General features: G+C 63.7%; 14 protein-coding genes. 10 read left to right on the plus strand and 4 right to left on the minus strand.

Annotated elements, in window-relative coordinates:
- Positions 1-141: 141 nt before the first annotated feature.
- The gene (locus ACFOLG_RS03005; protein WP_386088213.1) at positions 142-1629 is read right to left on the minus strand and encodes an aldehyde dehydrogenase; all 1488 of its coding nucleotides are present in this window, start codon (positions 1627-1629) and stop codon (positions 142-144) included.
- Between the two features lie 45 nt (positions 1630-1674).
- Positions 1675-2220 carry a cupin domain-containing protein gene (locus tag ACFOLG_RS03010; RefSeq protein WP_386088215.1) on the minus strand — a complete coding sequence of 182 codons (546 nt, stop codon included), beginning with the start codon at positions 2218-2220 and terminating at the stop codon, positions 1675-1677.
- Positions 2221-2430: 210 nt separating this feature from the next.
- Between ACFOLG_RS03010 and ald the strand changes: the two genes are divergently transcribed.
- From ald to ACFOLG_RS03055, 9 genes are all read left to right on the plus strand, one after another.
- On the plus strand, positions 2431-3555 hold the full coding sequence (ald, locus tag ACFOLG_RS03015) for an alanine dehydrogenase (RefSeq protein WP_386088217.1): 1125 nt from the start codon (positions 2431-2433) through the stop codon (positions 3553-3555).
- Positions 3556-3570: 15 nt separating this feature from the next.
- Entirely contained in the window at positions 3571-4326 is a 756-nt protein-coding gene (locus tag ACFOLG_RS03020; RefSeq protein ID WP_386088219.1) for a gamma-glutamyl-gamma-aminobutyrate hydrolase family protein, read from the plus strand.
- Positions 4327-4398: 72 nt separating this feature from the next.
- Complete coding sequence (locus ACFOLG_RS03025) at positions 4399-5733, plus strand: glutamine synthetase family protein (RefSeq protein WP_386088221.1); 1335 nt, start codon at positions 4399-4401, stop codon at positions 5731-5733.
- A 105-nt stretch (positions 5734-5838) separates the two neighbouring features.
- A complete protein-coding gene (locus ACFOLG_RS03030; protein WP_386088223.1) occupies positions 5839-7221 on the plus strand; it encodes an aspartate aminotransferase family protein in 1383 nt (460 codons plus the stop codon).
- 196 nt (positions 7222-7417) lie between these two features.
- Entirely contained in the window at positions 7418-8332 is a 915-nt protein-coding gene (motB, locus tag ACFOLG_RS03035) for a flagellar motor protein MotB (protein ID WP_386088225.1), read from the plus strand.
- Complete coding sequence (locus ACFOLG_RS03040) at positions 8333-9082, plus strand: SAM-dependent methyltransferase (protein ID WP_386088226.1); 750 nt, start codon at positions 8333-8335, stop codon at positions 9080-9082.
- Positions 9069-10397 carry an HDOD domain-containing protein gene (locus ACFOLG_RS03045; RefSeq protein ID WP_386088227.1) on the plus strand — a complete coding sequence of 443 codons (1329 nt, stop codon included), beginning with the start codon at positions 9069-9071 and terminating at the stop codon, positions 10395-10397. The genes ACFOLG_RS03040 and ACFOLG_RS03045 overlap by 14 nt, the downstream gene beginning before the upstream one ends.
- Complete coding sequence (locus tag ACFOLG_RS03050; protein WP_386088229.1) at positions 10398-11183, plus strand: TrmH family RNA methyltransferase; 786 nt, start codon at positions 10398-10400, stop codon at positions 11181-11183.
- 78 nt (positions 11184-11261) lie between these two features.
- A complete protein-coding gene (locus tag ACFOLG_RS03055; RefSeq protein WP_386088231.1) occupies positions 11262-11693 on the plus strand; it encodes a GNAT family N-acetyltransferase in 432 nt (143 codons plus the stop codon).
- A 318-nt stretch (positions 11694-12011) separates the two neighbouring features.
- Here the strand turns inward: ACFOLG_RS03055 and ACFOLG_RS03060 are convergent, their stop codons facing one another.
- Positions 12012-12179, minus strand: coding sequence for a hypothetical protein (locus ACFOLG_RS03060; RefSeq protein WP_386088233.1), 168 nt, complete (start codon positions 12177-12179; stop codon positions 12012-12014).
- 297 nt (positions 12180-12476) lie between these two features.
- Here ACFOLG_RS03060 and ACFOLG_RS03065 point away from each other — a divergent pair, with 297 nt between their 5' ends.
- A complete protein-coding gene (locus ACFOLG_RS03065; protein ID WP_386088235.1) occupies positions 12477-13052 on the plus strand; it encodes a lysophospholipid acyltransferase family protein in 576 nt (191 codons plus the stop codon).
- Between the two features lie 51 nt (positions 13053-13103).
- Here ACFOLG_RS03065 and ACFOLG_RS03070 read toward each other — a convergent pair whose 3' ends face one another.
- Positions 13104-13664, minus strand: a complete 561-nt coding sequence (locus ACFOLG_RS03070; protein WP_386088237.1) for a DUF1415 domain-containing protein — start codon at positions 13662-13664, stop codon at positions 13104-13106.
- Positions 13665-13737 lie beyond the last annotated feature (73 nt).

Consider the following 13737-nt stretch of genomic DNA (forward strand, 5'->3'; position numbering starts at 1 on the left):
GCGGGCGGCCGTTTGCTGACAGTATGCGGGCTGTTGCCGCCTGGCTGCTTTGCTTATTGCGACATTTTGCCGGGGAATCTGTTCGCCGCCGACAAAAAAGAAAACGGGCCCGCAGGCCCGTGGTGCAAGGATCGCGCTGGCTTACAGCTTGATCAGCGTCGATTTCAGCTCGGTGTACTTCTCCAGCGCGTGCAGCGACTTGTCGCGGCCGTTGCCGGATTGCTTGAAGCCGCCGAACGGGAAGTTCATGTCGCCGCCTTCGTCGTAGCAGTTCACCCACACCGTGCCGGCGCGCAGACGGCGCGACACCTGGTGCGCGGTGGTGACATTGCTGGTCCATACCGCGGCGGCCAGGCCGTACTCGGTGTCGTTGGCGATGCGGATCGCTTCTTCCACGTCCTTGAAGGTGATGATGGACAGTACCGGGCCGAAGATCTCCTCGCGGCAGATGGTCATGTCCGGACGCTGGCAGAGGAAGGCGGTCGGCTCGATGAACAGGCCGGTATCGACGTGGGCGGCCTTGCCGCCGCATACCAGCTCGGCACCTTCGGCCTTGGCCTTGTCGATGTAGGACAGCACCTTGTCGTACTGCAGGCGGTCGACGATGGCGCCCATGCCGGTGGCTGGGTCCAGTGGGTCGGCCGGACTGTAGCCGGCAGCGGCCTTCTTGAATTCAGCGACGAAGGCGTCCTTGATGTCCTCGTGTACCAGCAGGCGCGAGCCGGCGGTGCACATCTCGCCCATGTTGTAGAAGATGGCGCCGGCGGCGGTGCGGGCGGCACGGGCGATATCCGGGCAATCCTGCAGCACGATGTTGGGCGACTTGCCGCCCAGCTCCAGCCATACGCGCTTGAGGTTGGACTGCGCGGCGTCGGCGGCGATCAGCTTGCCCACGCCGGTGGAGCCGGTGAAGGCGATGCAGTCGATGTCCATGTGCATGGCCAGCCGTTTGCCCACGTCGCCGGCACCCGGTAGTACCTGGAAGATGCCGTCCGGCATGCCGGCTTCCTTGGCCAGCGCTGCCAGGCGGATGGCGGTCAGCGGCGATTTTTCCGACGGCTTCAGCAGTAGCGCATTGCCGGCGGCCAACGCCGGTCCGAACTTCCAGCTGGCCATCAGGATCGGGAAGTTCCACGGCACCACCGCGGCCACCACACCGATGGCTTCACGGGTGACCAGGCCCACCAGCTTCGGGTCGACCGGGGCGACTTCGCCGCCGATCTTGTCGATGGCTTCGGCAAACCATTCCACGCAATAGGCTGCACCCGGTACGTCCACCGTGGTGGTGTCGCCGATCGGCTTGCCGGCATCCAGGCTTTCCAGCAGTGCCAGTTCATCGCGGTGCTCGCGAATCAGTGCGGCAAAGCGCTTCAGGATGCGGCCGCGGACCAGCGGGGCCAGGTCGGCCCAGCCGCCGTTATCGAAGGCGCGGCGGGCGGCTTTGACCGCCAGCTCCACTTCGTGCTCACCCGCCCAGGCAATGCTGGCGAGCTTGGCGCCGGTTGCCGGGTTGATGCAATCGAAGGTGCGGCCATCGGCCGCGTCGACGTAATGCCCGTCGATAAAGGCGCGGCCTTCGATCTTGAGGTCGCTGGAAAGGGCTTTCCACTCAGCGTGGGTGCGGGCCATTGTGCTTCTCCTTTGTTGTGTCTATCCGCCCGGTGTCGGGGGCGGTCAGAACGTAGGGGGCGAACTTGCGCTGACTATTTCGCAGGTATCGCCGCCGACGTTGCGAAAACGGTGTGGCAACTTGCTATCAAAGTAATAAGCGTCGCCCGGCCCCAGGACGCGCACGTCGTTACCCACGGTAACTTCGATGCTGCCTTTCAGGACCACGCCGCCTTCCTGGCCTTCGTGCATCAGCATTTCCGGGCCGGTATCGGCATCGGGCTGGTACACCTCGCGCAGGATGGCGATGTCGCGACGCTCGTGGGACGTGCCGACCAGCAGCAGCTGGATCTGGTCGTTGCCCAGGTTGGGGAGCTCGTCGTGGGTGTAGAACACGCGCGGCTGTTGCGGGTCTGCGTCAAAGGTGAAGAAATCCGACAGGGTCATCGGCATGCCTTCCAGCACCTTGCGCAGCGAACTGATCGAAGGGCTGACGCGATTCTGCTCGATCAAAGAGATCGTGCCGTTGGTAACGCCAGCTCGTTTGGCCAGTTCGCGCTGGGAAAGACCCATGCGTTCGCGAACCATCCGTAGTCGTGCTCCGACATCCATGCTTTCTGTCCAATCCGTATGTTAATAATTTTAGACGTTCAATGATAAGGATTTTGACCGCTTTTGGCTGCTTTGCTGCGCTGCAATAACGAAAAATCTTTGCAACGTGTGCAATTTATAGTCAAAATCAGTGTGTGGTTGCAAGCTTGTTGTAGATTTTTTTAAACAACACCTGTACAACAGATCACGACACACCCAAAGGAGACAGCTATGTTAATAGGCGTTCCGAAGGAGATCAAAAATCACGAGTATCGCGTCGGCCTTACGCCGTCCGGTGTGCGTGAAATTGTGGCTGCCGGCCACGCGGTAGTGGTGCAGAGCCAGGCCGGTTTGGCGATCGGTTTTGCCGACGAACACTACCTGCAGGCGGGGGCGTCGATCGCGGCGTCGGCCGAAGCGGTGTTTGCCGCCGCCGACATGATCATCAAGGTCAAGGAGCCGCAGCCGGTGGAGTGTCGCATGCTGCGCCCCGGGCAGGTGTTGTTCACTTATCTGCATCTGGCGCCGGACCCGGAGCAGACCCGTTTGCTGGTGGAGTCCGAGGCGATTGCCATTGCCTACGAGACGGTGACTGACGAACGTGGCGGCCTGCCCTTGCTGGCGCCGATGTCGGAAGTGGCCGGCCGCATGGCGGTGCAGGCGGGCGCGCATTCGCTGGAAAAGGCCCAGGGCGGCCGCGGTGTGCTGCTGGGTGGCGTGCCGGGTGTGGCGCCGGCCAAGGTGGTGGTGATCGGCGGTGGCGTGGTGGGCCTGAACGCGGCGCGCATGGCGCTGGGGCTGGGGGCGGATGTCACCCTGCTGGACAAGTCGCTGGGCCGGCTGAAGGAAATCGACAGTATTTACCAGGGGCGCATCAAGACGCTGATGTCCAATGCGGCCAACATCGAGGAATCGATCCGCGATGCCGACATGGTGGTCGGCGCGGTGCTGGTGCCCGGCGCGGCGGCGCCCAAGCTGGTGAGCCGCAGCATGCTGAAGAATATGAAGACCGGCGCGGTGCTGGTGGATGTGGCCATCGACCAGGGAGGCTGCTTCGAAAGCAGCCGCGCCACCACGCACCAGGACCCGACCTACATCGTGGACGGCATCGTGCACTACTGCGTGGCCAACATGCCGGGCGGGGTGGCGCGCACCTCCACCATGGCGTTGACCAATGCCACCTTGCCGTATGTGCTGGAGCTGGCCGGCAAGGGCTGGGCCGAGGCGTTGACCAGTAACCCGCATCTGCGCAACGGCCTGAACGTGTGCCGCGGCCAGGTGACCTACGCCGCGGTGGCACGCGATCTGGGTTATGACTATGTAGAACCGTTGGCGGCGATCAAGGCTGCCAGTTAAGCAACCGAGGAAATCATGCAGCAACCGATTATCGGTATTCCATGTGATGTAAAGCAGATCGGGTTGTTCCCGTTCCACGCGGTGGGTGAGAAGTACATTACCGCCGCGGTGGGCGGGGCGGGCGGCATCGCCATCCTGATTCCTGCGCTGGGAGATGCCGCACAGCTGCGCGCCATTGTCGATCTGGTCGACGGCGTGCTGCTGCCGGGCTCGCCGTCCAACGTCGAGCCGCAGCATTACCAGGGCGAACCCAGCCGCGAAGGCACCTTGCACGATGTGGCGCGCGACGCCACCACGCTACCGCTGATCCGCATGCTGGTGGACGAAGGCGTGCCACTGCTGGGCATCTGCCGCGGCTTCCAGGAAATCAACGTGGTACTGGGCGGCGAGCTGCATCAGCACGTGCAGGAGCAGCCGGGGCTGAACGACCACCGCGAGCCGGATACCAGCGACGTGGACGAGATGTACGGCCCGGCGCACGCGGTAACGTTGGCCGCAGGCGGCTTGCTGCAGGGCTGGCTGGGTTGCGACAGCGCGATGGTGAATTCCATCCACCAGCAGGGCATCAAGCGGCTGGCGCCGGGGCTGGAAGTGGAGGCGCTGGCCGAGGACGGCCTGGTGGAGGCCTACCGCGTGGCGAACGCCCGCAACTTTGCCTTTGCCGTGCAGTGGCATCCAGAGTGGAAATACTGGAACAACAAAGTATCCCAAGCGATTTTGAAGGCTTTCGGCGACGCCTGCCGAGAGCGCCGTATGCGCCGGAACCAATAGCCGGCGCGTACTCGGCAAACCATCCGCCCCGGGTCTGACCACCCGCGCGGCCGGAGAAAAGAGGAAAGCATCATGAGTCACCAAATGTTCGAATGGTTGCGAGAGCACAGAATCACTGAAGTGGAGTGCATTGTTCCGGATATGACCGGCGTTGCACGCGGCAAGATCGTTCCCAAGGACAAGTTCGTGTCCGAAGCGGAAATGCGCCTGCCGGAAGCGGTACTGATCCAGACGGTTACCGGGGACTACCCCGACGACAGCATGCTGGACCTGACCGATCCGGACATGGTGCTCAAGCCCGACCCCGACAGCCTGCGCTTCGTGCCGTGGGCAACCGACCCGACCGCACAGCTGATCTTCGACGCCTTCCGCGCCGACGGCTCGCCGGTGGAAGTGGCACCGCGCAGCGTGCTGCGCCGCGTGCTGCAGCTGTACACCGATAACGGCTGGGCGCCGGTCGTGGCACCGGAGATGGAGTTCTACCTGCTTTCCCCGAACCCGGATCCGGACATTCCGCTGGCACCGCCGATCGGTCGTACCGGTCGCGCCGAATTCGGCCGCCGCTCCTACGCCATCGACGCGGTGAACGAGTTCGACCCGCTGTTCGAAGACATCTACGACTACTGCCACGCGCAGAACCTGGAAGTGGACACGCTGATTCATGAAATCGGCACCGCGCAGATGGAGATCAACTTCCTGCACGGCAACGCGCTGGATCTGTGCGACCAGGTGTTCCTGTTCAAGCGCACCGTGCGCGAGGCGGCGTTCCGCCACAATATGTACGCCACCTTCATGGCCAAGCCGATGGAAGGCGAGCCGGGCAGTGCGATGCACATTCACCAGAGCGTGACCGACATCAACACCGGCAAGAACCTGTTCAGCAACCCGGACGGCAGCCCGTCCGAGATGTTCCTGTACTTCATCGGCGGTCTGCAGCACTACCTGCCGGAGTGCATGCCGTTCTTCGCACCGTACGTGAACTCCTACCGTCGCCTGTCGCGCTACACCGCGGCGCCGACCAACGTGGAGTGGGGCTACGACAACCGCACCGTGGGCCTGCGCGTGCCGCATTCCTCGCCGGCGGCACGCCGCGTGGAAAACCGCGTACCGGGCGTGGACGTGAACCCGTACATCGCCATGGCCGCCACCCTGGCCTGCGGCTACCTCGGCATCATCAACAAGATCAAGCCGCGCGACCCGCTGGCCAGCGATGCCTACGAGCTGCCGTTCCAGTTCCCGCGCGGTACCGAGGAGGCACTGGAGCGCCTGTCGCGCTGCCACGACCTGGCCGAGGTGCTGGGCCCGCGCTTCGTGAAGATGTTCATCGGCATGAAAGAGAAAGAGTTTGCCGAGTACTTCCGCGTCATCAGCCCGTGGGAACGCCGCTTCCTGCTGCTGCATGTGTAACAGCTGACGCGCTATAACAAGCACCGCAGTCCGCAGGGCTGACGAATACGGTGCACGCGCCTGCGGCCAACCTGGTCGCAGGCGGCCTTACCTAGGAGAGTAGAAATGACGCAGCAACAACGCAGCACCGCTCAGTGGCGCGAATTGGACGCCGCCCATCACCTGCACCCGTTTACCGACACCGCCTCGCTGAACGAGCAGGGCGTGCGCATGATTACCCACGCCGACGGTATCTATCTGTGGGATAGCGAAGGCAACAAGATCACCGACGGCATGGCCGGCCTGTGGTGCGTGAACATCGGCTACGGCCGCAAGGATCTGTCTGAAGTCGCCAAGCGCCAGATGGACGAGCTGGCCTACTACAACACCTTCTTCAAGACCTCGCACCCGGCGGTGGTGGAACTGTCGCGCCTGCTGGCCGAAGTGGCGCCGACCGGCTTCGAGCACGTGTTCTACACCAACTCCGGTTCCGAGTCGGTGGATACCATGATCCGCATGGTGCGCCGCTACTGGGATGTGAAGGGCAAGCCGCAGAAGAAAACCCTGATCGGCCGCTGGAATGGCTATCACGGCTCCACCATCGGTGGCGCCTCGCTGGGCGGCATGAGCTATATGCACGAGCAGGGCGACCTGCCGATTCCGGGCATCGCCCACATCGAACAGCCGTGGTACTACAAGCACGGCAAGGACATGACGCCGGAAGAGTTCGGCGTGGCCGCGGCGCGCTGGCTGGAAGACAAGATTCTAGAAATCGGCGCCGACAAGGTGGCCGCTTTCGTTGGCGAACCGATCCAGGGTGCCGGCGGCGTGATCATCCCGCCGTCAACCTACTGGCCGGAAGTGGAGCGCATCTGCCGCAAGTACGACATCCTGCTGGTGGCCGACGAAGTGATCTGCGGCTTTGGCCGCACCGGCGAGTGGTTCGGCCAGCAGCATTTCGGCTTCAAGCCAGACATTTTCACCACCGCCAAGGGCCTGTCCTCCGGCTACCTGCCGATCGGCGCGGTGTTCGTTGGCAACGACGTGGCGGCAACGTTGGCCGCAGGCGGCGACTTCAACCACGGCTTCACCTACTCCGGCCACCCGGTGGCAGCAGCGGTGGCGCACGCCAACGTTCAGGCACTGCGCGACGAGGGTATCGTGCAGCGCGTGCGCGAGGAAACCGGCCCTTACATGCAGCAGCGCTGGCGCGAGACCTTCAGCCAGTTCGAGCACGTGGACGACGTGCGCGGCGTGGGCCTGATCCAGGCGTTCACGCTGGTGAAGGACAAGGCCAAGCGCGAGCTGTTCGACAACTGGGGCGAGATGGGCACCATGTGCCGCGACATCTTCTTCGGTAATAACCTGATCATGCGTGCCTGCGGCGACCACATGGTGTCCGCACCGCCGCTGGTGATCAGCAAGGCCGAGATCGACAGCATGCTGGGCACCGCCGCCCGCAGCGTGGAAACTTTCGAGAAGAAACTGCGCGAGCGCGGCCTGGCCTGATTCGTTGCCGGCAGCAACTCAGCCAAAGCGGGTTTTGATACAATCAAACCCGCTTTTTTCTATTCAAAGCGATCGCAGGAGCTGGTGGCAGCATGCTGGGTGGGCCGGCGTGCTGCCAGCATCTCTTTTCGCAACGCCTGGACCGCTGCGGCCAACCTTTGGCCCGGACGGTGGCACACGTACAAAGGCAGGCAGCATGGCAGACGAATCGCAACGCCCCATTGTCGTCAAGAAAATCAAGAAAGGCGGCCACGGCCACCACGGTGGCGCATGGAAGATCGCCTACGCCGACTTCGTTACCGCGATGATGGCGTTCTTCCTGCTGATGTGGCTGCTGGGCTCCACCTCGTCCGGCATGCTGGCCGGTATTTCCGACTACTTCCGTACCCCGCTGAAAACCGCGCTGCAGGGCGGCGAGGGCACCGGCGCCTCGACCTCGGTGATCAAGGGCGGAGGCACCGACCTCACCAAGTCGACCGGGGTGGTGTCCAAGGGCAGTCCGCGGCAGGAAACCGCCGATGTCAAAAGCCGCGGCGAGCAGGACAAGAGAATGCGCCAGCTGCAGCAGCGCATCCAGCAGCAGCTGGATGTGACGCTGAGCAAGAACGAGGCGTTGAAGGCGCTGGAAAAACAGATTCGCATGGAAATGACGCCGGACGGCCTGCGCATCATGATCATCGATGAGCAGAACCGGCCGATGTTCCAGTCTGGCGGTTTTGTGCCGCTGGAGCATACCCGCATCATCCTGCAGCAGATCGGCCGCGAGCTGAACGGCATCGACAGCAAGATCAGCATTTCCGGCCATACCGATGCCAATCGCTTTACCGGTAGCGCTGCCGGCTACACCAACTGGGAGCTGTCGTCGGACCGGGCCAACGCGGCTCGGCGCGAGATGGTGGCAGGCGGCATGGCCGACGAGAAAGTCCTGCGCGTGGTGGGGCTGGGCGCGGCCGACCCGATCAACAAGCAGAACGTGTTCAGTTCGGAAAACCGCCGCATCGCCATCGTGATCCTGACCAAGGAAGCGGAAGAGCGCATTCGTACCGATGGCGGCGCCCAGCAGGCGGAACCTGGCGCGGTGCCGGCGCCTGCTGCCGAGGGCGGCCAGTAAGTGCGTCTGCGCGCCATCGCGCGGGCGCTGCTGGTACAGCTGCTGGCGGCGGTACTGGCCTGGAGCATCGTGGCGCCGCTGGCCATGCCGTGGCGCTGGGTGGCGCTGCAGCTGGTGGCGGCCGGGCTGCTGGCCTGGCTGGCCGGCGTGCGCGGCTACGGCCTGGGCCTGCATCTGCTGTTCATGCCGGCGGTGCTGCTGGCCTTGCAGCTGCAGTTGCCGGGCTGGCTCTACCTGCTGGGGCTGTTGCTGTGCCTGGCGTTGTCACGCAACGCGCTGACCGAACAGGTGCCGCTGTATCTGTCGTCGCAGGAGAGTATTGCGGCGCTGGTGGCGGCGCTGCCCGCTGGTGCGCGGGTGCTGGATCTGGGTAGTGGCGATGGCCGCGTGGTGCTGCAGTTGGCCGCCTTGCGTCCCGACCTCACGGTGTGCGGCGTGGAAAATGCGCTGCTGCCGTGGCTGTGGAGCCGCTGGCGCTACTGGCGCGCCGGGCGGCCGGGCAATGCCTGCTTGCGCTTTGGCAGCTTCTGGCGGCTGGACTGGCAGCCCTACGATGTGGTGCATGCCTTTCTGTCGCCGGTGCCGATGGCGCGGGTCTGGCAGCAGTTCCAGCGCTGTTGCCACCCCGGTGCCATACTGGTGAGTAACACTTTTATGATACAAGGGATGGCGCCGCAGCAGCGTTTGCCGCTCTCCGGCCCACTGCAAACCGAACTCTTGATCTGGCGTCACCCGCATGGAACTTGCTAACTGGCTGTCCTCGCTGTCCGAAAACCGCTGGCCGGTGCTGTCCGATACCGCGGGCGCGGTGCGGCGCATGATGTTGCGCCATCCGGATGAAATCGTGTTTTCCGAGCTGGCCAACCTCACCCTGTCCGACCCCTTCCTGCTGCTGGATCTGCTGCGGCTGGTGGGTGCGTCCAGCGCCGTGCAGCGCAGCGAGTCCAATCCTACCGTCGAGCAGATGCTGATGATGCTGGGGCTGGAGGCGGTGAAGAAGCGTTACGCCTACGTGCAGGCTTTCTCCGTCAGCCGCGGCAAGCTGGATGCCGAGGTGCTGGACGCGCTGGGCGGCTGGCTGGGTAAAAGTCGCGTCGCCGCCTTTCTGATCAAGGACTGGCTGGCGATGATTGGCGAAACGCGGGTCGAGGACTGCTTCATCGCCGCGCTGGTGTACAACCTGCCGGCCTGTCTCTACCTGGTCTACCGTAACCGGGTACCGCAGGGGCCGCTGCTGCAGGAAGTGTCCGATGTCTTCGGCCAGGATTACCCCAAGCTGCTGGAGCAGTTCATTCGTCACATGCCGCTGCCCAGCGGTCTGCTGGCAACGTTGGGCACCGGGCCGGTCAGTCGGCGCCGGCAGCTGTTGAAGCTGGCGATTGCCACTGCCAACGGCATCGACCAGGGGTGCTGGCGCTCGCAGTGGAATATCGGCGTCGAAGCGGCGGCGCGCTTGATCGGCTGTACGCCGGAGGCGGTGCACAAGCCGGTGCAGGAGGCGGTATTGCGCGTGGCGCGCCATCCGCGGGCGCCGGGCTACGCATATCCGGCCCGCGCCTATCTGTGGCTGGAGGGGCCGTTCCCGCAGGCGGTGGAGCAGCAGCCGGTGGCCACGCTCAGTGGCGAGGCGCAGCTGGAGCTGGCGCTGCGCGAATCCATTCGCCACTTTGCCAACGATCTCAAGCTGGAGCGCATTTTCTTCCTGCGTTACGAGCAGCTCAGCCACACGCTGAAGCTGCGCTACCAGGTCGGCCTGGACGACAATGATCCGCTGCGCAAACTGGCGGTGACGCTGGAGCCCGGCAGCTTTTTCAACCTGCTGGCCAGCAAGGCGCAAAGTTTCCATGCGCCGGCCGGCGCGCGCGCGCAACTGGCGCACCGCTATGGCGACGAATTCCTGTCGCTGCTGGGCAATGGCGCGTTTGCAGCCATGTCCGTGTTTACCGGCCACAAGCTGGCCGGGGTCTTCGTGGTAGACAACTACCGCAGCAACAAACCGATTGATGACGATACCTACCAGCGGTTCAAGGAAACCGTGGCGCGGGTCTCGCAGATAGCCCTGTAAATGATATTCCACAAACACATTACCTCGGCGGCCAACGATGACATGAAGCAGTTGGCCCGCCTGCTCGATACGGCGCGCGAGCGTCGCAAGCACGGCGTTGTCGTGCTGGAAGGGCTGCACCTGTTGCAGTCGGCACTGGCTGCCGGCTGGCGCCTGCAGGCGCTGTATGTCAACGAGGCAGCGGCCGGCAAGGGCGAACTGCTGTCGCTGCTGGCCCACGTCGACCCGCACGTCTGCCAGCTGGTGGCCACCGCCGTGTTGGCCAAGGTGACGGCGCTGGCAACGCCAGCCGAGGTGCTGGCCATCTGCGAGCGTCCCGCAGCGCAGACGCTGTCAGCCGGCAGTGCCTGCGTGATGCTGGATGACATCCAGGATCCGGGCAATCTGGGCACCATTTTGCGCTGCGCGGCTGCGGCCAACGTGCGCGAGGTGTTCTTGTCCCGCGGCTGCGTGGACGTATATTCGCCCAAAGTGTTGCGGGCGGGGATGGGTGCGCATTTCGTGCTGAATATCCACGAGGCGCAGGACTTGCCGGCAAGGTTGGCCGCATGGCATGGCCGCAAGCTGGTGACGCATCTGGAAGGCAGTGTCTCGCTGTACAGCCAGGATCTCCGCGGGCCGCTGGCGTTTGTGTTTGGCAACGAAGGCGCCGGCGTGAGCGCGGCGGTGTTGCAGCAGGCGGATGTGCGGGTGCGCATCCCCATGCCCGGGCATGCCGAATCGCTGAACGTGGCGATGGCGGCGACGGTATGCCTGTTTGAAAGGGTGCGGCAGCTGGAGGGCTGACCGCTACGACAAGGCCGCGCGATGCGCGGCCTTATGCTTTGCGACGTGGCGGGTCGCATGTGGTCTTGGGGGAGGGCGATGTTCAGTTGGCAAGCAGCAAGCGCAGAGGAGTTCGAGGCGCTGCATCAGTTGCGTCTGGCAGCCATGTGCCCCAGCCTGCAGGCGATCGGTCTGTATGATCCGGCACGATCGCGGGCGCGCTTTGCCGGGCGATTCCACCCCGGCGTGACGCGCTGGATTGTGTGGCAAGAGCGGCGCATCGGCTTCAGTGCTATGCGCCACGAGGCGGATGCTTGCTACCTGGATCATCTCTACATTCTGCCGACGGCGCAGGGGCTGGGTGCCGGTAGCTGGGCACTACGGGCGCAGCAGTTGGCAGCGGCGGCGCAGGCAAAAGCCATCGTGCTGTGTGCCTTGCGTGACAGTCCGGCAAACCACTTCTACCGGCGGCATGGCTTTGTGCCGACCGGTGAGGATGAGTGGGATATCTGGTACCGCTGGCAGCGGTAACGGCAGACCGCTGTGCGCCCGGTAAGGGCCTGGCTGCCCTGCAAGGTTGGCCGCAGTGCCGGCTGGTGGGGGCGTGTAGAGACGGGGTTGCTGCCTGGATGCTGCGGCATGGGACGCCTGATGCTTGCGTGGCCGTGGGGTATTGCTTACGGGCTGAGAACCGGGCAGTGCGCACATGCCCGCGCGGCGCAGTGGCTGCTGCCGGCAAGCGCTGTGCGACAGGCGTTGCCATCGCCGCGGCTTTGCTTGGTGGGCCCGTGCCGCGAGCCTCCGGTGCAGGCGGTAGTGGCCCTGCCGCTGATGGTACCGACGATGGCGTTACTCTTTGGCTTCGCGTTCCAGCCGGCGCCGTTCAATCTCCCGCCGGGCGTTGGCATTGCGAATATCTTCCGGGCGGCTGCGCGGCATGGGTTTGCCGGCGAGGATGTTGCTGCGCACTTCGGCACGAATTTCGAAGTAGGCGGCCTTGGAGTGGTGGTGCGACATGGCGGCAGCTCCTTGGTGAGGAAACGGCGACAAGCGCTGCGTGTTCAGTACCCGGGGTAATGGCCCACAAGCCAGTGCTGACAGCGCAGGTGTACCAATAAGGTGGTACTACGCCTGCGGCGACATGAATGCAATACGGCATGCTGTTTGCCGGCTAAGGCGGGGTGTTCGTGCGTGAATTGTGTTGTATCGCAGCAAATGCGAGTAGCGGATAGCAAGGTGGTGGCGGTGATGGCGATTTACCTATGACGACCACTCGGGTACAGTCCGCCGCTTTGCCAGGAGCGGTGGTTTTGCATGCATTACACGATTTTTGATACCCCGGTGCTGCGCACCCTGTTGCACTGGCTGTCGTGTGGCGTGCTGCGCCTGGCCGGCTGGCGTCTGCATGGGGCATTTCCTGCGCTGGACAGGTATGTGTTGATCGGTGCGCCGCATACCAGCAACTGGGATTTTCCACTGACCTTGCTGTTTTGCTTTGCCGGTGGCGCCAAATTGTATTGGATGGGCAAGCACACGCTGTTTATCGGGCCGTTGGGGCCGCTGATGCGGTGGCTGGGTGGCATCCCGGTGGATCGTCGCCAGAGCAATTCGCTGGTCGAGCAGATGGTGGCGGTGTTTCAGCGCAATGACAGACTGGTGGTGGCTGTGCCGCCGGAGGGTACCCGTGCGCGTGTTAGCAAGTGGAAGACGGGTTTCTACCATATTGCCTGTGGCGCCGGCGTGCCGGTGGCGCTGGGGTATCTGGACTTTGCGCGCAAGCAGGGTGGCGTGATGGGGGTGTTTTATCCGAGTGGCGACGTGGAGCGGGATATGCCGCTGATTCGTGCGCGTTATCAGGGGATTCGCGGCCGGCACCCGGATTGCCAGTAGTCTGGGGTGGTGCGGAAAAAGCCGGCATTGCCGGCTTTTTGCATCTGCAGGTCACTTGGCCTTGTGTGGGCCAACGTCCAGGGCTTCCCAGCCCTTGCGGCCAAGTTCTTCCATGATCGCGATATTGCGCTCATAGATCGAGGCGGGGTCGGGAAAGGCTTCCACTGCCCGGGCGATGCTGGCTTCGCGCAGTAGGTGCAGCGTGGGGTAGGGGGCGCGGTTGGTGTTGTTGCTCACGTCGTTGAGCGTGGTGCCATCGAACTGGAACTTGGGGTGGAACTCGGCTACCTGCAATTCGCCTTCCAGCTCCATGTCTTCCAGTACGGCATCCACTATGCCGAGAAACTCGTTGAAGTCGAGAAAGCGCTGTAGTACGAACGGGTGCACCAGCAAAGTGGTGTCGATTTCTTCCGGGTCGCTGTCGGCCAGCAGGCGCAGCTCAGTGACCAGGTGTTCCAGCAGCGCCTGTGGTGTGTCGGCATCGCTGACCACAATGCGTACTTGATCCTTGACGTAAACCGCCTTGGCGAACGGGCACAGGTTCAGGCCGATAACGGCTTTTTCCAGCCAGTTGCGGGTGCTGGCGATAATGTCGTCGTGGGTGCTTTCCATGAAGAACTCCGGTTCATGGGCCAGTACAGTGGCCGGCGGGATATAAAAGCAAAAACCCGGATGCATGCATCCG

This window comes from Vogesella facilis, from assembly GCF_042648525.1.
Lineage (GTDB): Bacteria > Pseudomonadota > Gammaproteobacteria > Burkholderiales > Chromobacteriaceae > Vogesella > Vogesella facilis.